This is a genomic window from Pseudomonas sp. BN102, assembly GCF_029871245.1.
Lineage (GTDB): Bacteria > Pseudomonadota > Gammaproteobacteria > Pseudomonadales > Pseudomonadaceae > Metapseudomonas.
The window spans coordinates 119,859-142,540 of the sequence record NZ_SSON01000071.1; the positions used below are offsets into that span (position 1 = coordinate 119,859).

At 62.0% G+C, this 22,682-nt stretch carries 17 protein-coding genes and 4 tRNA genes; 7 read left to right on the top strand and 14 right to left on the bottom strand.

Features of this window, described 5'->3' with window-relative positions; translation table 11 throughout:
* Position 1 precedes the first annotated feature (1 nt).
* Together E8F12_RS18265 and fabI are read left to right on the top strand one after the other, a co-directional pair.
* Positions 2-1,609 carry an ABC transporter ATP-binding protein gene (locus E8F12_RS18265; protein ID WP_280326623.1) on the top strand — a complete coding sequence of 536 codons (1,608 nt, stop codon included), beginning with the start codon at positions 2-4 and terminating at the stop codon, positions 1,607-1,609.
* A 20-nt stretch (positions 1,610-1,629) separates the two neighbouring features.
* Positions 1,630-2,424, top strand: coding sequence for an enoyl-ACP reductase FabI (fabI, locus tag E8F12_RS18270; RefSeq protein WP_280326624.1), 795 nt, complete (start codon positions 1,630-1,632; stop codon positions 2,422-2,424).
* A 202-nt stretch (positions 2,425-2,626) separates the two neighbouring features.
* Here the strand turns inward: fabI and E8F12_RS18275 are convergent, their stop codons facing one another.
* The 10 genes from E8F12_RS18275 to E8F12_RS18320 form a co-directional block, all read right to left on the bottom strand.
* Positions 2,627-4,501: a SurA N-terminal domain-containing protein gene (locus E8F12_RS18275; protein WP_280326625.1), complete on the bottom strand. Its 1,875-nt coding sequence runs from the start codon at positions 4,499-4,501 to the stop codon at positions 2,627-2,629.
* Between the two features lie 212 nt (positions 4,502-4,713).
* Positions 4,714-4,986, bottom strand: a complete 273-nt coding sequence (hupB, locus tag E8F12_RS18280) for a nucleoid-associated protein HU-beta (RefSeq protein ID WP_003087931.1) — start codon at positions 4,984-4,986, stop codon at positions 4,714-4,716.
* Between the two features lie 135 nt (positions 4,987-5,121).
* Entirely contained in the window at positions 5,122-7,518 is a 2,397-nt protein-coding gene (gene lon / locus E8F12_RS18285; RefSeq protein WP_280326627.1) for an endopeptidase La, read from the bottom strand.
* Between the two features lie 133 nt (positions 7,519-7,651).
* Entirely contained in the window at positions 7,652-8,932 is a 1,281-nt protein-coding gene (gene clpX, locus E8F12_RS18290; protein ID WP_280326628.1) for an ATP-dependent Clp protease ATP-binding subunit ClpX, read from the bottom strand.
* Between the two features lie 109 nt (positions 8,933-9,041).
* Positions 9,042-9,683: an ATP-dependent Clp endopeptidase proteolytic subunit ClpP gene (gene clpP, locus E8F12_RS18295; RefSeq protein WP_280326629.1), complete on the bottom strand. Its 642-nt coding sequence runs from the start codon at positions 9,681-9,683 to the stop codon at positions 9,042-9,044.
* Positions 9,684-9,779: 96 nt separating this feature from the next.
* Entirely contained in the window at positions 9,780-11,090 is a 1,311-nt protein-coding gene (gene tig, locus E8F12_RS18300; RefSeq protein ID WP_280326630.1) for a trigger factor, read from the bottom strand.
* Positions 11,091-11,368: 278 nt separating this feature from the next.
* Positions 11,369-11,444 (bottom strand) — tRNA-His (locus E8F12_RS18305).
* A gap of 24 nt (positions 11,445-11,468) precedes the next feature.
* A tRNA-Leu gene (locus E8F12_RS18310) sits at positions 11,469-11,553 on the bottom strand.
* A 57-nt stretch (positions 11,554-11,610) separates the two neighbouring features.
* Positions 11,611-11,686: transfer RNA gene (locus tag E8F12_RS18315), tRNA-His, on the bottom strand.
* 34 nt (positions 11,687-11,720) lie between these two features.
* Positions 11,721-11,797: transfer RNA gene (locus tag E8F12_RS18320), tRNA-Arg, on the bottom strand.
* 261 nt (positions 11,798-12,058) lie between these two features.
* Here E8F12_RS18320 and folD point away from each other — a divergent pair.
* Positions 12,059-12,913 (top strand): bifunctional methylenetetrahydrofolate dehydrogenase/methenyltetrahydrofolate cyclohydrolase FolD, encoded by an 855-nt coding sequence (gene folD / locus E8F12_RS18325; protein ID WP_280326631.1) that lies wholly within the window; start codon positions 12,059-12,061, stop codon positions 12,911-12,913.
* A gap of 117 nt (positions 12,914-13,030) precedes the next feature.
* On the opposite strand, the gene cysS is transcribed toward folD, so the two are convergent.
* Both cysS and E8F12_RS18335 read right to left on the bottom strand, forming a co-directional pair.
* Positions 13,031-14,416 (bottom strand): cysteine--tRNA ligase, encoded by a 1,386-nt coding sequence (gene cysS / locus E8F12_RS18330; protein ID WP_280326632.1) that lies wholly within the window; start codon positions 14,414-14,416, stop codon positions 13,031-13,033.
* Positions 14,416-16,083, bottom strand: coding sequence for a glutamine--tRNA ligase/YqeY domain fusion protein (locus tag E8F12_RS18335; RefSeq protein ID WP_280326633.1), 1,668 nt, complete (start codon positions 16,081-16,083; stop codon positions 14,416-14,418). Before E8F12_RS18335 ends, cysS begins: the two co-directional genes overlap by 1 nt.
* Positions 16,084-16,206: 123 nt before the next feature.
* On the opposite strand from E8F12_RS18335, the gene E8F12_RS18340 reads away from it, so the two are divergent.
* Entirely contained in the window at positions 16,207-16,701 is a 495-nt protein-coding gene (locus E8F12_RS18340) for a peptidylprolyl isomerase (protein ID WP_280326634.1), read from the top strand.
* Positions 16,698-17,420 carry a UDP-2,3-diacylglucosamine diphosphatase gene (lpxH, locus tag E8F12_RS18345; protein WP_280326635.1) on the top strand — a complete coding sequence of 241 codons (723 nt, stop codon included), beginning with the start codon at positions 16,698-16,700 and terminating at the stop codon, positions 17,418-17,420. Before E8F12_RS18340 ends, lpxH begins: the two co-directional genes overlap by 4 nt.
* 51 nt (positions 17,421-17,471) lie before the next feature.
* Here the strand turns inward: lpxH and miaE are convergent, their stop codons facing one another.
* A complete protein-coding gene (miaE, locus tag E8F12_RS18350) occupies positions 17,472-18,074 on the bottom strand; it encodes a tRNA isopentenyl-2-thiomethyl-A-37 hydroxylase MiaE (protein ID WP_280326636.1) in 603 nt (200 codons plus the stop codon).
* Between the two features lie 174 nt (positions 18,075-18,248).
* Between miaE and E8F12_RS18355 the strand changes: the two genes are divergently transcribed.
* Positions 18,249-19,112: a universal stress protein gene (locus E8F12_RS18355; protein WP_280326637.1), complete on the top strand. Its 864-nt coding sequence runs from the start codon at positions 18,249-18,251 to the stop codon at positions 19,110-19,112.
* 47 nt (positions 19,113-19,159) lie between these two features.
* Here the strand turns inward: E8F12_RS18355 and E8F12_RS18360 are convergent, their stop codons facing one another.
* A complete protein-coding gene (locus E8F12_RS18360) occupies positions 19,160-19,636 on the bottom strand; it encodes a DUF1289 domain-containing protein (RefSeq protein WP_280326638.1) in 477 nt (158 codons plus the stop codon).
* A 399-nt stretch (positions 19,637-20,035) separates the two neighbouring features.
* Here E8F12_RS18360 and acnB point away from each other — a divergent pair, with 399 nt between their 5' ends.
* Positions 20,036-22,645 carry a bifunctional aconitate hydratase 2/2-methylisocitrate dehydratase gene (gene acnB, locus E8F12_RS18365; protein ID WP_280326639.1) on the top strand — a complete coding sequence of 870 codons (2,610 nt, stop codon included), beginning with the start codon at positions 20,036-20,038 and terminating at the stop codon, positions 22,643-22,645.
* Positions 22,646-22,682: the final 37 nt, after the last annotated feature.

Here is a 22,682-nt window from a genome sequence, read left to right on the forward strand (position 1 = left end):
GATGAGCGAAAACCTGATTGAAGTCCGCGACCTGTCCGTCGAATTCGTCGCCGGCGAGCAGGTACAGCGCGTAGTCGAGGGTGTCAGCTTCGACATCCGCAAGGGCGAGACCCTCGCACTGGTGGGCGAAAGCGGCTCCGGCAAGTCGGTGACCGCCCACTCGATCCTGCGCCTGTTGCCCTACCCGCTCGCCCGCCACCCCAGCGGCAGCATCGACTACGCCGGCAAGGACCTGCTGAAACTGCCCGAGGCCAAATTGCGCGGCATTCGCGGCAACCGCATTGCCATGGTCTTCCAGGAGCCCATGACCTCGCTCAACCCGCTGCACTGCATCGAAAAGCAGATCAACGAGGTGCTCGCCCTGCACAAGGGCCTCACCGGCCAGGCCGCCACCAGGCGCACCCTGGAGCTCCTGGAGCTGGTCGGCATCCCCGAGCCGCACAAGCGCCTGAAGGCCTATCCCCACGAACTCTCAGGCGGCCAGCGGCAGCGGGTAATGATCGCCATGGCCCTGGCCAACGAGCCGGAGCTGCTGATCGCCGACGAACCCACCACGGCGCTGGACGTCACGGTGCAGCTGAAGATCCTCGAATTGCTCAAGGAACTGCAGGCGCGCCTGGGCATGGCGCTGCTGCTGATCAGCCACGACCTGAATCTGGTTCGGCGAATTGCGCATCGCGTATGTGTCATGCAGCGCGGTTGCATCGTCGAACAAGCGTCGTGTGATGAGCTGTTCCATGCACCGCAGCATCCCTACACCCGGGAACTGCTCGGCGCCGAGCCTTCGGGCCAGCCGGCGGAGAACCCGGTGGGGCCGCCACTGCTGGAGGTCGATGACCTGCGCGTGTGGTTCCCGATCAAGAAAGGGTTGCTGCGGCGTACCGTGGATCACGTCAAGGCCGTGGACGGCGTCAATTTCAGCCTGCCCCAGGGACAGACCCTGGGCATCGTCGGCGAAAGCGGCTCCGGCAAGTCCACGCTGGGCCTGGCGATCCTCCGGCTGCTGGGCAGCCGGGGCGGCATCCGCTTCCAGGGCCATACCCTGGACGGTTTGTCGCAGAGGGAGGTGCGGCCGTTCCGGCGCGAGATGCAGGTGGTCTTCCAGGACCCCTTCGGCAGCCTCAGCCCACGCATGTGCGTGGGCGAGATTGTCGGCGAGGGGCTGCGGATCCACCGCATCGGCACCGAAGCGGAGCGGGAACAGGCCATCATCGACGCACTCCTGGAGGTAGGCTTGGATCCGGAAACCCGGCACCGCTACCCCCATGAGTTTTCCGGCGGGCAGCGGCAGCGGATTGCCATTGCCCGGGCATTGGTGCTGAAACCGGCGCTGATCCTGCTGGACGAGCCCACTTCGGCGCTCGACCGGACGGTTCAGCGCCAGGTAGTGGAGTTGTTGCGCAGGCTACAGACCAAGTACGACCTGACCTACCTGTTCATCAGCCATGATCTGGCTGTGGTCCGGGCGCTGAGCCATCAGTTGATGGTGATCAAGCACGGCCAGGTGGTCGAACAGGGTCCGGCCGATGCCATCTTCGCCGCCCCGCAGCACAGCTATACGAAGCAGTTGCTGGAAGCCGCCTTCCTGGCTCCAGGAACTGCCCATTAACCAGAAGAGGATGAAAGCACATGGGTTTTCTCGCCGGTAAGCGCGTACTGATCGTTGGCGTAGCCAGCAAACTGTCCATCGCATCGGGCATCGCTGCAGCCATGCACCGCGAAGGCGCCGAGCTCGCCTTCACCTACCAGAACGAAAAGCTGAAGGGCCGCGTGGAAGAGTTCGCCGAGGGCTGGGGCTCCAGCGCGGATCTGTGCTTCCCCTGTGATGTGGCCAAGGACGAAGAAATCGTTGCGGTCTTCGAAGCCCTGAGCAAGAAGTGGGATGGCCTGGACTGCATCGTGCACTCCGTCGGCTTCGCCCCGGGCGACCAGCTGGATGGCGACTTCACCGAAGTCACCACTCGTGACGGCTTCCGCATCGCCCACGACATCAGCGCCTACAGCTTCGTGGCCCTGGCCAAGGCCGGCCGCGATCTGATGAAAGGCCGCAACGGCAGCCTGCTGACCCTGTCCTACCTGGGCGCCGAGCGCACCATGCCGAACTACAACGTCATGGGCATGGCCAAGGCCAGTCTGGAAGCCGGCGTCCGCTACCTGGCCGGCAGCCTCGGCCCGGAAGGCACCCGCGTCAACGCCATCTCCGCCGGCCCGATCCGCACCCTGGCCGCTTCCGGCATCAAGAGCTTCCGCAAGATGCTCGCCGCCAACGAGAAACAGACCCCCCTGCGCCGCAACGTGACCATCGAGGAAGTCGGCAACGCCGGCGCCTTCCTCTGCTCCGACCTGGCCTCGGGCATCAGCGGTGAGATCATGTACGTCGACGGCGGCTTCAACACCACCGCCATGGGCAATATCGAAGACTGATATTTGCCTCCGACGAAAAAAGCCCGCACTTGTGCGGGCTTTTTTATGGGATTTGGCGGCTCGGTCCCCCCGGCACGGTGGATCGCGCTCCATCGATCCACCATTGCAGCAATGCGACGCGCCAATGGTGGATATGAAAAGCGAAATCCCCTACCCAAAAGAAAAAGGCCGCATTGAGCGGCCTTTCTCTTCAGCGTGGAAATCAGAAGCGCTCGATCTCGGCTTTCTCTTCCAGCTGGCGGCGGTAGGACGCGAAGTCCTGCTGGCCACTGCGCGAGGCGAGGAAGCGGCTGTACATCGCCTTTTCCTCGTCCGACAGCTTGGCCTCGGCCTGGCTAACGCCGTTCAAGCGGATCACCACGTAGTCGCCGTTGCCCAGCTTCACGCCGGTGAACTCGGGCTTGTCGGCGGCCGCAGGCTTCGGCATACGGAACACGGCTTGCAACAGCACCGGCTCGACGCCTTCCTGGCTCCGGGTAGCGGCTTCGACCACCTGCCAGGACTGACCTTCCTCGGCCTGTTCCACCGGGGTCTTGCCATCGCTCAGACTGGCGATCAGGGCTTCGCCCTTGGCCTTGGCGGCCTCGCTGGCCTTCTCGGTCATCAGGTGCTGGTGGATGCTGTCGCTGACCTTGTCCAGCGCCAGCTGCTCAGGCTTCTTGTGCTCCTTGACACGCAGAACGACCACGGTATCGGGGTCCAGCTCGATGGCCGAGCTGTTGGCGCCATCTTCCAGCACTTCCGGGCTGAAGGCGGCTTGCAGAACCTGGCGGTTGGCAGCCAGGCCTTCACCACCTTCACGACCGAAGGGTGCGCTGGTCTTCACTTCGAGGTTCAGCTCCTGGGCCGGCTGGGCCAGGTCGGACGCCTCGAAGGCGGCGTCTTCCAGTTCCTTGCTCACCTCGACGAAACGCTGTTCCACCTGCTGGGCTTTGATATCGTGCTCCAGCTTCGGTTTGAGGCTGTCGAAGCTCGGCACCTCGGGTGCCTGCACACCCAGCAGCTTGATCAGGTGCCAGCCGTACTGGGTACGCACCGGTGCCGAGACCTCGCCCTCCTTCAGCGCGTACAGCGCCTCTTCGAAGGCCGGCTCATAGACGCCGGGGCCAGCGAAGCCCAGGTCACCGCCATTGGCAGCGGAACCGGAGTCGTCGGAGAACTCCTTGGCCAGGGCGGCGAAGTCCTCGCCCTTGTCCAGGCGTTGCTTGACCTGCTCGATCTTGGCCTTGGCCTGCTCTTCGCTCAGCTTGTCATTGACCTCGACCAGGATGTGGCCGGCCTGGCGTTGTTCGGCCAGGTTGCTGATCTCTTTCTGGTATTGGGCCTGGAGGTCTTCCTCCTTGGCTTCGACCTGGCTGAAGAAGGCGGCCTTCTTCAGCTCGACGTATTCGATGACGACCTGCTCAGGGCTCATGAACTGGTCGACGTGACCATCGTAGTAGGCCTTGATGTCGTCGTCGGAAACGCTGACCGCAGCCGGGTCGGCCTTCAGGGCCAGGGTAGCGAAGTCGCGGGTCTGCTTCTCGAGACGGGCGAAGGCTTCCACTTCGGCGGCAGTGACAAAACTGCTGCCTGCAAGGCCGGCGCGCAGCTGGCCGATGAGCATTTCCTGTTCGAGCATCTGGCGGAACTGCAGGCGGTTGTAGTTCATCTGGCGGATGACCTGGTCGAAGCGGTCGGCATTGAACTTGCCATCCACCTGGAATTCCGGCGTCTGCAGGATGAGTTGGTCAAGGGCGCTCTGCGAGAAGGCGAAATCAGCCTCCTGGGCGCCCTGCAGCAGAAGTTTGCGCTCGATCAACCCTTTCAGCGCGGCATCGCGCAGCAGTTTCTCGTCGAGCAGAGAAGCGTCGAAGTCCTTGCCCAGCTGCTGCTGCAGCTGGCGACGCTGAAGATTGACCGCTTCGCTCAGCTGGTCCTGGCTGATCTCCTCGCCATTGACCTCAGCCGCATTCTGGCGATTGCTGGTGGCATTGAAGATGGCGTCGAAGCCGGTCAGCGCCAGCAGTGCGATGATGACGCCAATGATGGTTTTGGCAATCCACCCCTGTGAATTGTCTCTGATGTTCTGCAGCATGGGTCCCCCAGAAACGGCCGCATGAAATCGCAACCGAGTAACGCGGGTAGAGTATCCGAATATGAGAAAGGCGCATCCTAGGATGCGCCTTCTCGTAGCTTGCGGGCTGGAGGTTCGACCTCTCTGGCAACGGGAAGATAACCTTCGTCGCCACCGCTCCGCTATCGGGCCGAGCTCAAACCCGGCCCGCTCGGGCAGAGCCCGAAAGACGCTTAGTTTACGGCGTCTTTCAGAGCTTTACCGGCCTTGAAGCCAGGAATCTTGGCAGCAGCGATCTTGATCGGCTTGCCAGTCTGCGGGTTACGGCCAGTACGAGCAGCACGCTCTTTAACAGCGAAAGTACCGAAGCCAACCAGCACCACGGAGTCACCAGCCTTCAGAGCGCCAGTAACGGATTCGATAACTGCGTCCAGCGCACGGCCGGCTACAGCTTTCGGGATATCAGCAGATGCGGCGATAGCATCGATCAGTTCCGACTTGTTCACTCTTAAGTCCCCTTATTTCTGTTGAGTTGTTTCTTAGTTGTCTGGTGTAAGCAAAGCGGGTGCTGGACGGCCTGCTAACACATAAGAGCCGCTTTATAACAAGGGCTCTAAAAATGTGTCAAGGAAGCCCCCCGGCTAATGCGTGCTGATTCGCTCCTTGGAATCAGTCTCGCGCTTGTCATCCTTTGCAACCATCTCCGGAGCCGCATCGGGCAAGGGCTCCGGGGCGTATTGCAGCGCAATTTGCAGGACCTCGTCAATCCATTTAACGGGTTTAATTGCCAAGTCTTGCTTGATATTTTCCGGAATTTCTTTCAGATCACGCACATTCTCTTCGGGAATGATCACGGTCTTGATTCCACCACGATGTGCAGCCAGTAACTTCTCTTTCAGGCCACCAATCGCCAATACCTGACCACGCAGGGTAATTTCTCCGGTCATGGCTACATCGGCCCGGACGGGAATCTGGGTCATGGCCGAAACCAGAGCAGTGCACATTCCAATACCGGCGCTGGGACCATCTTTCGGAGTAGCCCCTTCGGGCATGTGGATATGGATATCCCGTTTCTCGTGGAAATCTGCAGGAATTCCCAGGCTTTTCGCGCGACTGCGCACTACGGTCAGTGCCGCAGTGATGGATTCGGCCATCACGTCACCCAGGGAGCCGGTCTTGGTCAACTGGCCCTTGCCAGGAACAACCGCAGCCTCGATGGTCAGCAATTCGCCGCCCACTTGAGTCCAGGCCAGGCCGGTCACCTGACCGATCTGGTCCTGCTGCTCGGCCAGACCGTAGCGATATTTCCGCACACCGAGGAAATGCTCCAGGGACTCAGCCGTGACCTGCACCGCGAAGCGCTTCTCGTGAGCGTGCTCCTTCACCGCCTTGCGGCAGACCTTGGCAATCTGGCGCTCGAGGCTACGCACACCGGCTTCACGGGTGTAATAACGGATGATGTCGCGAATCGCCGCTTCGTCGAAGTCCAGCTCCCCCTTCTTCAGGCCATTGGCCTTGGTCTGCTTGAGTGCAAGGTATTTGACGGCGATGTTGACCTTCTCATCCTCGGTGTAGCCCGGCAGACGGATCACTTCCATGCGGTCCAGCAGCGGTGCCGGGATATTCATGGAGTTGGCGGTGCAGAGGAACATCACGTCCGAGAGGTCGTAGTCGACTTCCAGATAGTGGTCGTTGAAGTTGTGGTTCTGCTCGGGGTCGAGCACTTCCAGCAGCGCCGAGGCGGGATCGCCGCGCATGTCGCTGCCCATCTTGTCGATCTCGTCGAGCAGGAACAGCGGGTTGCGCACGCCAACCTTGGTCATTTTCTGGATCAGGCGGCCAGGCATGGAACCGATATAAGTACGGCGGTGACCGCGGATCTCGGCCTCGTCACGCACGCCACCCAGCGCCATGCGCACGAATTTGCGGTTGGTGGCACGAGCGATGGACTCGGCCAGCGAAGTCTTGCCGACACCGGGCGGGCCGACCAGGCAGAGCACCGGGCCCTTGACCTTCTTCACCCGCTTCTGCACGGCGAGGTATTCGAGGATGCGCTCCTTCACCTCCTCCAGACCGTAGTGATCCGCGTCAAGGATGTCTTCAGCCTTGGCCAGGTCCAGACGAACCTTGCTTTCGGCCTTCCACGGCACATTGACCAGCCAATCGATGTAGGAACGCACCACGGTCGCTTCAGCGGACATCGGCGACATCTGCTTGAGCTTGTTCAGCTCGGCATTTGCCTTGGCCAGGGCTTCCTTGGTCAGGCCGGCGTTGTCGATGCGCTTCTTCAGCTCCTCGACTTCATTGTGGCCTTCGTCGATATCGCCCAGCTCCTTCTGAATGGCCTTCATCTGCTCATTCAGGTAGTACTCGCGCTGGCTGCGCTCCATCTGCTTCTTGACGCGGCCACGGATGCGCTTCTCGACCTGCAGCAGGTCGATTTCGGCGTCCAGCAGGGCCAGGACGTGCTCGACGCGCTCGGGAAGTTCGGTCAGCTCGAGGATTTCCTGCTTCTGCTCGATCTTCAACGCCATGTGGGCTGCCATGGTGTCCACCAGGCGACCCGGCTCGTCGATGCTGTTCAGCGAGGACAGCACCTCGGACGGCACCTTCTTGCCCAACTGGACGTATTGCTCGAACTGGCTGAGCAGGCTGCGAATGAATACTTCGGACTCGCGTTCGCCGGCATCGACCTCGTCTATCAGGCTGACTTCGGCACGGCAGTGGCCATCCACTTCGCTGAAGCGCTCGATGGCGCCACGCTGCTCGCCCTCGACCAGCACTTTCACGGTGCCGTCAGGCAGTTTCAGCAGTTGCAGGACAGTGGCAACGGTACCCATGCGATACAGAGCGTCTTCGCCTGGGTCGTCATCGGCCGGATTCCTCTGGGCAACCAGGAGAATCTGCTTGTCCCCCGTCATCGCGGCCTCGAGCGCCTCGATGGATTTCTCGCGCCCCACGAAAAGCGGGATGACCATGTGCGGATAAACCACGACATCGCGCAATGGCAGGAGAGGTAATTCGACGGTTGTCTTCATGGTATCAGCTCTACGGCGGCCCTCGGGCCGTAAACAGATGGTAAAACCCTTGGCCCTAAGATGGGGTTAGGTCCGGGAAAAAACAAGCGTTGTGGCAGGAAATACAAAGGGGCCCGCAGGCCCCTTTGTTTCATCAAGCGTCAGGCGCCGCCTTCGCAGGCTGCTCGTTGTTCTCGTAGATCAACAGAGGCTTGGACGATCCTTCGATGACACTCTCATCGATTACCACCTTGCTTACATCTGTTTGAGAGGGAATCTCATACATGGTGTCGAGCAGGATACCTTCGAGGATGGAACGCAGGCCGCGGGCACCGGTCTTGCGCTCGAGCGCACGATGGGCGACGGCTTTCAGTGCATCCGGACGGAACTCCAGATCCACGCCCTCCATCTCGAACAACTTGGCGTACTGCTTGGTCAGCGCGTTCTTCGGCTCGGTGAGGATCTGCATCAACGCAGCCTCGTCGAGCTCGTCGAGGGTGGCGATGACCGGCAAACGACCGACGAACTCCGGAATCAGGCCGAACTTCACCAGATCTTCCGGTTCTACTTCGCGAAGAGCCTCGCCAACCTTCTTGCCCAGGTCCTTGCTGCGAACCTCGGCATTGAAACCGATACCACCCTTGGTGGAACGGTTCTGGATCACTTTCTCCAGGCCAGCGAAAGCGCCACCGCAGATGAACAGGATGTTACGGGTATCAACCTGCAGGAATTCCTGTTGCGGGTGCTTGCGACCGCCTTGCGGCGGAACCGAGGCCACAGTGCCTTCGATGAGCTTCAGCAGCGCCTGCTGCACGCCCTCGCCCGACACGTCACGGGTGATGGACGGGTTATCGGACTTGCGAGAAATCTTGTCGATCTCGTCGATATAGACGATGCCCATCTGGGCCTTCTCGACATCGTAGTCGCACTTCTGCAGCAGCTTCTGGATGATGTTCTCAACATCTTCGCCGACATAGCCCGCCTCGGTGAGGGTGGTGGCGTCAGCGATGGTGAAGGGAACATTGAGCAGACGAGCCAGGGTTTCCGCCAGCAGCGTCTTGCCCGAACCGGTGGGACCGATCAGCAGGATATTGCTCTTGCCCAACTCGACGTCATCTTTCTTTTCACGCTGGTTCAGGCGCTTGTAGTGGTTGTACACCGCTACCGCCAGCACCTTCTTCGCACGCTCCTGGCCGATGACGTACTGGTCAAGAATGGTGCGGATTTCCTTGGGCGCCGGCAATTTGTGCGCACTGCTCTCGGCCTGGGCTTCCTGCACCTCCTCGCGGATGATGTCGTTGCACAGGTCCACGCACTCGTCGCAGATAAAGACGGAGGGGCCGGCAATCAGTTTGCGCACTTCGTGCTGGCTTTTGCCGCAGAAGGAGCAATAAAGCAGCTTGCCGTTGTCCTCGCCATTGCGGGTGTCAGTCATTCGATCGATCCAATCGGGTAGGCTTGAAACACAAGATGAAGGCAAATGCGGGCATTTTCAACCCCGCGAAGCGGCCGGATTCACTCCGGCCGCGGTCCTGCGGAAGGGCTTAGCCCACGAGCTGGCGCTTGTTCAGCACTTGGTCGATCAGGCCGTATTTGACCGCCTCTTCGCCACTCATGAAGTTGTCACGGTCCGTGTCGCGAGCAATCACATCGATCGGCTGACCGGTGTGGTCGGCCAGGATCTTGTTCAGGCGCTCACGAATGGTGAGGATTTCCCGGGCATGGATCTCGATGTCCGAGGCCTGCCCCTGGAAGCCACCCAGCGGTTGGTGAATCATCATGCGCGAGTGCGGCAGGCAGTAACGCTTGCCGGCGGCGCCGCCCGCGAGGAGCAGAGCACCCATGCTGCAGGCCTGGCCGATGCAGATGGTGGATACATCGGGCTTGATGAACTGCATGGTGTCGTAGATCGACATGCCGGCAGTTACGGAGCCGCCCGGAGAGTTGATATAGAGGTGGATGTCCTTGTCAGGGTTCTCCGCCTCCAGGAACAGCAACTGGGCCACTACCAGGTTGGCCATGAAGTCCTCGACCTGGCCGACCAGGAAGATCACCCGCTCCTTCAACAGGCGCGAGTAGATGTCGTAGGCGCGTTCGCCACGGGCGGATTGCTCGATGACCATCGGTACCAGGCCGCCAGCGGCTTGGATATCAGGCATTTGCTGCATAAAAGAATTGCGGGACATGTCCTGCGATCACTCCCTAACTAGATAGTCATGTCTCAAAGACGCATAAGCCAGCTCGGAGGCTGGCTTATGGTGTATTCGAACGAGGCGAAACAATCAGTCGGCTTGCGGAGCTTCTGCCGGCTTGACTGCCTCTTCGTAGGAAACCGATTTGTCGGTTACGTTGGCCTTCTGAAGGACAGTATCTACAACTTGTTCTTCCAGCACAACAGAACGGACTTCGTTCAGCTGCTGGTCGTTCTTGTAGTACCAGGACACGACCTGTTCCGGCTCCTGGTAGGCGGAAGCCATCTCTTCGATCAGCTCGCGTACGCGGGCTTCATCGGGCTTCAGCTCGAACTGCTTGACCACTTCTGCAACGATCAGGCCCAGGACTACACGGCGCTTGGCCTGCTCTTCGAACAGCTCGGCCGGCAGTTGGTCAGGGTTGATGTTGCCGCCGAACTGCTGCACAGCCTGTACGCGCAGACGGTTGACTTCGTTACCGATCAGGGCCTTCGGCACTTCTACCGGGTTGGCGGCCAGCAGGCCGTCCATCACCTGGTTTTTCACCTTGGACTTGGTGGCCTGACGCAGTTCGCGCTCCATGTTCTTGCGAACTTCGGCGCGGAAGCCTTCCAGACCGCCTTCCTTGATACCGAACAGGGAGAAGAATTCGTCGTTCAGTTCCGGCAGTTGCGGTGCGGAAACGCCGTTCACGGTCACGGTGAACTCGGCGGTCTTACCGGCCAGGTCCAGGTTCTGGTAGTCAGCCGGGAAGGTCGGGTTGATCACGCGCTCTTCGCCAGCTTTGACGCCGACCAGGGCATCTTCGAAGCCCGGGATCATACGGCCGGAGCCCAGCACCAGCAGGGTGCCCTTGGCGGAACCACCAGCGAAGGCTTCGCCGTCGATCTTGCCAACGAAGTCGATGTTCAGCTGATCGCCGTTCTCGGCAGCACGCTCAACGGATTCGAAACGGGTGTTCTGCTTGCGCAGGATGTCCAGCATGTTATCGACGTCGGCGTCGCCCACTTCGGCTTGCAGGCGCTCGATGGCGATGTTTTCGAAACCGGCCACCTGGAACTCGGGGAACACTTCGAAGGTGGCGGTGAATTCCAGATCCTTGCCCTTCTCGAACACTTTCGGCTCGACGGCCGGAGCACCCGCGGGGTTCAGCTTCTGCTCGACAACAGCCTCATAGAAGGAGGACTGGATCAGGTCGCCCAGAACTTCCTGACGAGCGGAGTCCTCGAAGCGCTGACGAATGACGCTCATCGGCACTTTGCCCGGACGGAAGCCGGCAACCTTGGCGCGGCGGGCAGTCTGCTGCAGGCGCTTGGTCACTTCGTTCTCGACGCGCTCGGCCGGCACGCCGATGGTCATGCGGCGCTCAAGAGCGGAGGTGCTTTCTACAGAAACTTGCATGGATATTCCTCGTTGCACAGACGTTAGCCGGCCGTTCCGGCCCCAGAATCAAGGGCATGCATTCTAGTGGGTCGACTTGCAGAAGTCACCCCAGCAGAAACAGCCGGCAAAACGAAGGTATAGAAGATAAAGAAAGAAGGACGGCGCAGCCGGAGAAACTCGAACTCTTGCGCCTTGCGGCGATGAACCTGAATCCAGTGCGCCCGCCGATTCCACCACGCCCGCAAGGGGCCTTGAAACGAAAACGCCAGGCACGTGGCCTGGCGCTTTCTCGAATATGGGGTGGACGATGGGAATCGAACCCACGACACCAGGAGCCACAATCCTGTGCTCTACCAACTGAGCTACGCCCACCATATTACGTCTTGCTGAAAAGCTTGGTGCGGACGGAGAGACTCGAACTCTCACGCCTTGCGGCGCTGGAACCTAAATCCAGTGTGTCTACCAATTCCACCACGTCCGCAAAGGGTAACGCTTCAAACAAAAACGCCAGGCACGTGGCCTGGCGCTTTCTCGAATATGGGGTGGACGATGGGAATCGAACCCACGACACCAGGAGCCACAATCCTGTGCTCTACCAACTGAGCTACGCCCACCATATTGCGTCTTGCTTGCGCCAAATGTGCCAAGTGGCACGCCCGGCAGGACTCGAACCTGCGACCATCCGCTTAGAAGGCGGATGCTCTATCCAGCTGAGCTACGGGCGCTTATATCTGCGAGCAGATTATAGAGCTTCGACTCAGGTAGAATCAGCCGATTCACCCTTGCCGCCTTACCCAGCGACTGGCTGTGCTCGACAAGCGGGGCGCATGTTATCGATAGCCCTACACCTCGTCAACAGGAAATTTGAAAAAAATCAGAAAGATAAAGGAGTTACGGGAAAATGCTGACCAGCCGCCTTTGCCCGCCCGCCCCTCCATGCGAGAATACGCGCCCTTTTTAGCCTTCCCGATGGTTAATCTAGCGTCATGACCGCACAACTGATCGACGGCAAAACGATCGCCGCCCGCCTCCGCCAGCAGATAGCCCAACGCGTCACCGAGCGCCGCCAGCAAGGACTTCGGGTCCCCGGCCTCGCGGTGATCCTGGTCGGCAGCGATCCAGCCTCCCAGGTCTATGTCGCCCACAAGCGCAAGGACTGCGAGGAAGTCGGCTTTCTGTCCCAGGCTCATGACCTGCCCGCCAGCACCAGTCAGGCCGACCTGCTTGCCCTGATCGACCGCCTCAATGAAGACCCGGCCATCGACGGCATCCTGGTCCAGCTGCCGCTGCCCGAGCACCTGGACGCTTCACTGTTGCTGGAACACATCCACCCCGACAAAGACGTGGACGGCTTCCACCCGTACAACGTCGGTCGCCTGGCCCAACGCATTCCCCTGCTCCGCCCCTGCACCCCGAAGGGCATTATGACCCTGCTGGAAAGCACCGGCGCCAACCTCTACGGCATGAATGCAGTGGTGGTGGGCGCATCCAATATCGTCGGCCGCCCCATGGCGCTGGAACTGCTACTGGCGGGCTGCACCGTCACCGTCACCCACCGCTTCACCAAGGACCTGGCCGGTCATGTCGGCAATGCCGACCTGGTGGTAGTGGCTGCGGGCAAGCCGGGCCTGGTCAAAGGCGAATGGATCAAGCCTGGCGCCATCGTCATCGACGTCGGCATCAACCGCCAGGAAGACGGCAAGCTGGTGGGCGACGTGGAATACGATATCGCCCAGCAACGCGCCAGCTGGATCACCCCGGTTCCGGGTGGGGTCGGCCCCATGACCCGCGCCTGCCTGCTGGAGAACACCCTTTACGCAGCCGAGACGCTGCACGCCTGAGGCGAAGGGAAATGAAAAAGGCCGCATCATGCGGCCTTTTTCGTTTGGATAGCTCGACTCAAGGCCTGATCACGATCTCGCGGCTATTCAGACGCGCAGCAGATCGTGAACAGGTCGTTAGTCGGCCAGGCGCCAGGTAGTGGTGCCCTTGCCGTCTTCCAACACCACGCCCATGGCGGTCAGCCGGTCGCGGATACGGTCGGACTCGGCCCAGTTCTTCTCTGCCCTCGCCTGCAGACGCGCCTGGATCAGCGCCTCGACCTCGGCGGCATCCACCTTGCCCTCGGCGCCAGCGCGCAGGAAGGCATCCGGCTCCAGCTGCAACACGCCGAGCAGGCCGGCCAGCGACTTCAGGCGTGCCGCGAGGCCCGCGGCCGCCGCCAGATCGCTATCACGCAGGCGATTGACCTCGCGCACCATCTCGAAGAGCACGGCACAGGCTTCCGGACTGTTGAAGTCGTCGTCCATGGCGGCGCCGAAGCGCTCGACGAAGGCCTCTCCGCCCGCCGGAGCGGCCTCGGGCAGCCCCCGCAGGGCGTGGTAGAAACGCTCCAGGGCTCCCTTGGCTTCCTTGAGGCTCTCTTCGGAGTAGTTGATCGGGCTGCGGTAGTGGCTGGAAACCAGCAGGTAGCGCACCACCTCCGGGTGGTACTTCTCCAGCACTTCGCGAATGGTGAAGAAGTTGCCCAGGGACTTGGACATCTTCTCGCCATCCACCCGCACCGCCCCGGCGTGCATCCAGGCATTGGCGTAGAGCTTGCCGGTGGCCGCTTCGCTCTGGGCGATCTCGTTCTCGTGGTGCGGGAACACCAGGTCCGGACCGCCGCCGTGGATGTCGAAGGTCTCGCCCAGGCAGCATGTGGACATCACCGAGCACTCGATGTGCCAACCCGGACGGCCAGCCCCCCAGGGCGATTCCCAGCTCGGCTCGCCCAGCTTGGCGCCCTTCCACAAGACGAAGTCCAGCGGATCTTCCTTGGCCTCGTCGACCTCGATGCGCGCGCCGATGCGCAGGTCTTCGATCTTCTTGCGCGAGAGCTTGCCGTAGCCGACGAATTTACCGACCCGGTAGTAGACGTCGCCATTGCCCGGCGCATAGGCGAAGCCCTTGTCGATCAAGGTCTGGATCATCTGGTGCATGCCGGCGATATGGCCGGTGGCACGCGGCTCGATGTCCGGACGCAGGACGGAGAGGCGCGCCTCATCCTCGTGCATCGCCGCGATCATGCGCTCCACCAGGGCCTCGAATGGCTCGCCGTTCTCGTTGGCGCGGCGAATGATCTTGTCGTCGATATCGGTGATGTTGCGCACGTAGGTGAGGTCATAGCCGCGATGGCGCAACCAGCGCGCCACCACGTCGAACGCCACCATGACCCGGGCATGGCCGATATGGCAGAAGTCATAGACGGTCATGCCGCAGACATACATGCGCACCTGGTTGCCGACCAGCGGCTTCAGGGGCTCCTTGGTCTTGCTCAGGGTGTTGTAGATCGACAGCGTCATCATTGGCCCCAGGAATCGCGCAGGGTCACGGTACGGTTGAACACCGGCTTGCCGGGCTGGGAGTCCTTCAGGTCGGCGACGAAGTAGCCTTCACGCTCGAACTGGAAGCGATCTTCGGGCTGGGCCTGGGCCAGGGACGGCTCGGCACGGCAGCCGGTCAAAACCTGCAGGGAGTCTGGGTTGATATTGTCGAGGAAGCTGCCGCCATGCTCCGACTTCTCCGGGTTCGGCGAACGGAACAGGCGGTCGTACAGGCGCACTTCGCATTCCACGCTGCCTTGGGCCGGCACCCAGTGGATCACGCCCTTGACCTTGCGGCCTTCCGGGTTCTTGCCCAGGGTGTCCGGATCGTACGAGCAGCGCAGTTCGACGATGTTGCCCGCGGCGTCCTTGATCGCTTCGTCGGCACGGATCACGTAGCTGCCACGCAGGCGCACTTCACCGCCCGGGATCAGGCGCTTGTAGCCGGCAGGCGGCACTTCCTCGAAGTCGCCGGCATCGATGAACAGCTCACGGCCGAATGGCAGCACGCGCACGCCCATGTCTTCCTTCGGATGGCACGGCAGTTCGAGGTTCTCGACCTGGGCTTCCGGGTAGTTGGTGATGACCACCTTGAGCGGCTTCAGCACGCACATGGCGCGTGGCGCGGTGGCGTCCAGGTGATCGCGGATGCTGAATTCCAGCATGCCCACATCCACTACGCCGCTGGCGCGGTTCACGCCGATCATTTCGCAGAAGTTGCGGATGGACTCCGGGGTGTAGCCGCGACGACGGTAGCCGGACAGGGTCGACATGCGCGGGTCGTCCCAGCCATTCACATGACCTTCGTCCACCAGCTGCTTGAGCTTGCGCTTGCTGGTGATGGTGTAGTTCAGGTTGAGGCGCGAGAACTCGTACTGGCGCGGCTGGGCCGGCACCGACAGGTTTTCCAGGAACCATTCGTAGAGCGGGCGATGATCCTCGAACTCCAGGGTGCAGATGGAGTGAGTGATGCCTTCGATGGCGTCCGACTGGCCATGAGTGAAGTCATAGCTCGGGTAGATGCACCACTTGTCACCTGTCTGGTGGTGGTTGGCGTGCCGGATACGGTAGAGGATCGGGTCGCGCAGGTTCATATTCGGCGACGTCATGTCGATCTTCGCCCGCAGCGAGCGCGTACCATCCGGGAATTCGCCGGCCCTCATGCGGGCGAACAGATCCAGGTTCTCTTCCACCGAACGATCACGGAAGGGGCTGTTCTTGCCGGGCTCGGTCAGGCTGCCGCGGTAGTGGCGCATGTCTTCCGACGACAGGTCGCAGACGAAGGCCTTGCCGGCCTTGATCAGCTCGACGGCCCAGTCATGCAGCTGGTCGAAATAGTTGGAGGCGTAGCGCTCTTCGCCGGCCCACTGGAAGCCAAGCCATTTCACGTCGCTCTCGATGGCGTCGATGTACTCCTGGTCTTCCTTGGCCGGGTTGGTGTCGTCGAAGCGCAGGTGGCAGTCACCACCGAACTCCTTGGCCAGGCCGAAATTCAGGCAGATCGACTTGGCATGGCCGATATGCAGGTAGCCGTTGGGCTCCGGCGGGAAGCGGGTGACGATCTTGGTGTGCTTGCCTGCATCCAGGTCCGCCTGGACGATCTGGCGCAGGAAGTTGGAGGCGACGGGAGTGTCTGGCTTGCTCATGGGGTCCTTTAGGTCTAACTGGTGCGCGGCTCAGGGTAGGCCGGCCAAATCAAAGCGCTTATCATAGCCGAAGCTGTCAATCCCCTGACAGGCCTTGGAATTCTCGATAGAGCGAATAGCCCAATGATCAAGCTGCACACCAACCACGGCGTCATCACCCTGCAACTCTTCGAAGACAAAGCCCCGGAAACCGTGGCCAACTTCAAGGAGTACGTGAAGGCTGGCCATTACGACGGCACCATTTTCCACCGCGTGATCGGCAACTTCATGATCCAGGGCGGCGGTTTCGAGCCGGGCATGAAGCAGAAGGCCACTCGTGCGCCCATCAAGAACGAGGCCAACAACGGCCTGTCCAACAAGGTCGGCACCATCGCCATGGCCCGCACCATGGAGCCGCACTCGGCCTCCGCCCAGTTCTTCATCAACGTCGCCGACAACAGCTTCCTCAACCACAGCGCTCCAACCGTCCAGGGCTGGGGTTATGCCGTGTTTGGTGAAGTGGTCGAGGGCATGGACGTGGTGAACAAGATCAAGGGCGTGGCCACCACCATGAAAGGCGGCCACCAGGACGTTCCGGTAGATGACGTGATCATCGAGAAGGCCGAGATCACCGAGTGATACTGCTGATCTCCGATCTGCATCTTGAAGAGGAACGCCCGGATATCACCCGGGCGTTTCTTCGTTTCCTGCAGACCCGTGCCCCCCGGGCCGAAGCCCTCTACATACTTGGCGACTTCTTCGAAGCCTGGATCGGCGACGACGCCATGACGCCCTTCCAGCATTCCATCGCCCGGGCCCTGCGCAAGTTGGCCGACGGCGGCACGCGCATCTTCCTGATGCACGGCAATCGCGATTTCATGATCGGCTCGGCCTTCTGCCGCGAAGCCGGTTGCACCCTGATGCCCGACCCGAGCCTGGTGCGAATGAACGGCGAACCCGTGCTCCTGATGCACGGCGACAGCCTCTGCACCCAGGACCAGGCTTATATGCGCCTGCGCCGCTGGCTGCGCAACCCGGTCACTCTCTTCATCCTCCGCCACCTGCCCCTGACCACGCGCCACAAGCTGGCGCGCAAGCTGCGCAAGGAAAGCCGGATGCAGACCCGGCAGAAGGCGGCGGAAATCACCGACGTCACACCCGAAGAAATTCCGCGCATCCTGCGTCAGTACGGCGTCAGGACCCTGATCCACGGTCACACCCATCGTCCGGCCAGCCACGAACTGAACCTTGACGGACGATCCGCCCGACGTATCGTCCTCGGCGACTGGGACCGGCAAGGCTGGGCCCTGCAGGTGGACGCACAGGGCTTCCTGCAGACGCCGTTCGACCTCGACTGAGACTCCCGGACTAAGAAGAAGCGCCCCTCAGGGCGCTTTTTCAGCTGAACGTCAGGCCGGCACACCGCTATGAAAGCGAAACTCCTCATCCGGCGACTCGATCAGTTCCAGCTCAGCCGCCCTCACCTTCTCGACTGTCCGCTCCACGTCCTGCGCATTGCCGTACTGGCAGGCCAGCTTCAAGTAACCCTGGAAGTGACGTGCCTCGGACTTGAGCAAGCCGCCGTAGAACTTGCTCAGCTCCTCGTCCAGATGCGGCACCAGGGCCTCGAAACGCTCGCAGGAACGCGCCTCGATGAAGGCGCCCACCACCAGGGTATCCACCAGCTTCTGCGGCTCGTGGCTGCGCACCAGCTTGCGCAGGCCAGCGGCGTAGCGGGAGGCGGAGACGGGACGTAGGTCCACCTTGCGGCGCTTCATGATGCGCAGCACCTGCTCGTGGTGCACCAACTCTTCGCGGGCCAGGCGCGACATGAAGTTGATCAGGTCCAGGTGCATCGAATACTTGGCCATCAGCGCCATGGCCGTGGATGCCGCCTTGAATTCGTTGTTCTTGTGGTCGATCAGCAGGGTTTCCTGGTCGGCCAACGCGGCTGCCACCCAGGCATCAGGCGTGCGGCAACCAAGAAAGTCATGGATCTCTGGCAAGTTCACAGTTGGGTCTCGTCATGCTGGGCGCCACGCTGGCCGGGCCCCCGAAGGCGGAGCATTATACGAATGCAGGATGCGACGACCAGCCCGGCCGGCTTGATATATGTCAAGATCACCAAAGCTGAATCGGGACTACATTTGTTTTGGCTATATGCCATCGACAGGGAGATGAGGACCATGCAAGCCATTCGCAGCATTCTGGTGGTACTGGAACCGGACCGACCGGAGGGCCTGGCCCTGAAACGGGCCAAGCTGATCGCCGGGGTGACTCAGTCGCACCTGCACCTGTTGATCTGCGACCGCAAGGGTGACGATGCCGACTACCTCAGCGACCTGGCCGCCTCGCTGCAGGCCGAAGGCTACAGCGTAAGCACCCAGCAAAGCTGGCTGGAGAACCTGCATCAGACCATCATCGCCGCCCAGCAGGCCGAGGGCTGCGGCCTGGTGATCAAGCAGCACGTGCCGGACAACCCGTTGAAGAAGGCCCTGCTCACCCCAGATGACTGGAAGCTGCTGCGTTACTGCCCGGGACCGGTGCTGATGGTCAAGACCGATCGGCCCTGGACCGGCGGCAATATCCTCGCGGCGGTGGATGTCGGCAACAACGACGGCGAGCACCGCACCCTGCACGCCACCATCGTCAGCCACGGCTACGACATCGCCAGCCTGGCCCACGGCACCCTCCACGTGATCAGCGCCCACCCCTCGCCCATGCTCTCGGCGGCGGACCCCACCTTCCAGCTCAAGGAGACCATCGAGGCGCGCTACCGTGATGAGTGCCGCGCCTTCCAGGCCGAGTACGACGTCAGCGACGAACGGTTGCATATCGAGGAAGGTCCGGCCGATGTGCTCATCCCCCATGTCGCCCACCAGCTCGGAGCGGCAGTCACTGTGATCGGCACCGTTGCGCGTTCCGGCCTATCCGGAGCGCTGATCGGCAATACGGCGGAAGTGGTGCTGGATACCCTGGAAAGCGATGTTCTGGTTCTGAAACCCGAAGCCATCATTGCCCACCTGGAGGAGCTGGTGGCCCAGCGCTGAATCAGCACACGGAGAAAAGCCGCCTGATGGCGGCTTTTTTCATGGCGTCAAACGCGGATTTCCATGCCTTCGAGCAGGAATCGCGGCGCGATGTAGCGTTCGTAGTGAGCTTCGGACAAGAGGAAGAATTCCCGATCGATGGCCTCGCGCAGGTCGGGCAGCGCCCAGCCGCGAAACTCCGGCAGCAGCACGATTCCGTACGCATCCAGCCGATTGATCATGCGCGAAGCCCGCGCGATCAGCTGGTAGGCCCAGCAGTAGTGGGACTGTTCGGGCACGAAACGCACCTGGCGCTGTTCCAGCTGGGCACGCAGCCGCGCCGGCTCGAAGACCTCCAGCTTGGCGGCCATCACCTGCACCAGAAGGATTTCCAGGCGCCGCCAGACGGCGCGCTTCTCCTCCTCGTTATAGAGGTTCCAGTTCACCACCTCGTGGTGGAAGCGCTTGCAACCGCGGCACACCAGGTCGCCGTAGACGGTGGAGCAGAGGCCGACGCAAGGCGTCTTGATGCGCTGGTTGGACATGCTGGAAACGGATTCGGCAGGTGAAACAGGCGGGCATCTTAGCCCTTTGTCTAATCGGGGTCACCCTCAGGGAAATGGGGTTTTTGTCTTAACTTTGCCAAGCCTTTCCATTAGAATCACCGCGCCATTTAAGGCGCCGATATCCGTTGGAAGCTGTTTTCAAAGCGTCACGAGCACAGTTCATCCGGCAGGAAACAATGGCGCCGGGCATCCCTCCAGGGGTGTCCGCCGCCAGCCCTCATCAGGTCTTCCTTCCGGCGTAAAACTTTGAAAACAGCTTCTCGATGGAGGCCGCCGAAACCTTGGCCAGACAGCCCAAAAAGCTGTGCGGCGCATGCGTTCGGCGGATTCCTGGATGAGCGCCCTGGACACTCCAGGGCCACTGATGAGGGTAAAACTGTGCTTGAAGCCTATCGCAAACACGTAGAAGAGCGTGCCGCCCAGGGCGTTGTGCCCCAGCCGCTGAACGCCGAACAAACCGCAGGCCTGGTTGAACTGCTGAAGAACCCGCCGGCCGGCGAAGAGGCCTTCCTCCTCGACCTGATCACCAACCGTGTTCCGCCGGGCGTCGACGAAGCCGCCTACGTCAAAGCCGGTTTGCTCTCCGCTATCGCCAAGGGCGAAGCCACCTCCCCGCTGATCTCCAAAGCGCGCGCCACCGAACTGCTGGGCACCATGCAGGGCGGCTACAACATCGCCACCCTGGTCGAGCTGCTGGACAGCGCCGAGCTGGCCACCGTCGCCGCCGAGCAGCTGAAGCACACCCTGCTGATGTTCGACGCCTTCCACGACGTCGCCGAGCGCGCCAAGCAAGGCAACGCCTCCGCGCAAGCCGTGCTCAAGTCCTGGGCCGACGGCGAGTGGTTCGTCAACAAGCCGGCCGTGCCGGAAAAAGTGACCCTGACCGTGTTCAAGGTCCCCGGCGAAACCAACACCGACGACCTGTCGCCGGCGCCGGACGCCTGGTCCCGCCCGGACATCCCGCTGCACGCCCTGGCCATGCTGAAAATGGCCCGCGACGGCATCGAGCCGATCCAGCCCGGCTCCGTCGGTCCGCTGCAGCAGATCGAAGCGGTCAAGGCCAAGGGCTTCCCGGTCGCCTACGTCGGTGACGTGGTCGGCACCGGCTCCTCGCGCAAGTCCGCCACCAACTCGGTGCTGTGGTTCTTCGGCGACGACATCCCCTTCGTGCCGAACAAGCGCGCCGGTGGCTTCTGCTTCGGCAACAAGATCGCCCCGATCTTCTACAACACCATGGAAGACGCCGGTGCCCTGCCGATCGAATTCGATGTCGCCAACCTGGCCATGGGCGACGTGATCGACGTCTATCCCTACGCCGGGAAAGTCTGCCGCCATGGCAGCGAGGAACTGCTGGCCAGCTTCGAGCTGAAGACCCCGGTGCTGCTGGACGAAGTCCGCGCCGGCGGCCGTATCCCGCTGATCATCGGCCGCGGCCTGACCGAGAAGGCCCGTGCCGAACTGGGCCTGGGCGCCTCCGACCTGTTCCAGAAGCCGGAAGCCCCGGTCGACAGCGGCAAGGGCTTCACCCTGGCACAGAAGATGGTCGGCCGCGCCTGCGGTCTCGCCGAAGGCCAGGGCGTGCGCCCGGGCACCTACTGCGAGCCGAAGATGACCACCGTCGGGTCCCAGGACACCACTGGCCCGATGACCCGCGACGAGCTGAAAGACCTCGCCTGCCTCGGCTTCTCCGCCGACCTGGTGATGCAGTCCTTCTGCCACACCGCCGCCTACCCCAAGCCGGTGGACGTGCGCACCCACCACAGCCTGCCGGACTTCATGCGCAATCGCGGTGGCGTCTCGTTGAAAGTGGGCGACGGCATCATCCACAGCTGGCTGAACCGCATGCTGCTGCCGGACACCGTCGGCACCGGTGGCGACTCGCACACCCGCTTCCCGATCGGCATCTCCTTCCCGGCCGGCTCCGGCCTGGTGGCCTTCGCCGCCGCCACCGGCGTGATGCCGCTGGACATGCCGGAATCGGTCCTGGTGCGCTTCAAGGGCAAGATGCAGCCCGGGATCACCCTGCGTGACCTGGTGCATGCCATCCCCTACTACGCCATCCAGGCCGGCCTGCTCACCGTCGAGAAGAAAGGCAAGAAGAACATCTTCTCCGGCCGCATCCTCGAGATCGAAGGCCTCAACGAGCTGACCGTCGAGCAGGCCTTCGAGCTGTCCGACGCCTCGGCCGAACGTTCCGCCGCCGGTTGCACCATCAAGCTGCCGGAAGCGGCCATCGCCGAGTACCTGCGCTCCAACATCACCCTGCTGCGCTGGATGATCGGCGAAGGCTACGGCGACGCCCGCACCCTGGAGCGCCGCGCCCAGGCGATGGAAGCCTGGCTGGCCCAGCCGAACCTGCTGGCCGCCGACGCCGACGCCGAATACGCCGCCGTCATCGAGATCGACCTGGCCGACGTCAAGGAGCCCGTGCTCTGCGCGCCGAACGACCCGGACGATGCCCGCCTGCTGTCCACCGTGGCCGGCGACAAGATCGACGAAGTGTTCATCGGTTCCTGCATGACCAACATTGGGCACTTCCGCGCCGCCGGCAAGCTGCTGGACAAGGTCAAGGGCGGCATCCCGACCCGTCTGTGGCTGGCGCCGCCGACCAAGATGGACCAGCACCAGCTGACCGAGGAAGGCTACTACGGCATCTACGGCAAGGCCGGCGCCCGCATGGAAATGCCGGGTTGCTCGCTGTGCATGGGCAACCAGGCGCGCGTGCAGACCGGGGCCACCGTGGTCTCCACCTCCACCCGTAACTTCCCCAACCGCCTGGGCGACGCCACCAACGTCTACCTGGCCTCCGCCGAACTGGCGGCCGTTGCCTCGATCCTGGGCAAACTGCCGACCGTCGAGGAGTACATGGGCTACGCGAAGAACATCGACAGCATGGCGGCCGATATCTACCGCTACCTGTCCTTCGACCAGATCGCCGAGTACAAGGACGCCGCGGCCAACGCCAAGATCCCGGTGGTCCAGGCCTAAGCCTCCATCGCGAACCTGGTAACGCAGAAGCCCCGCC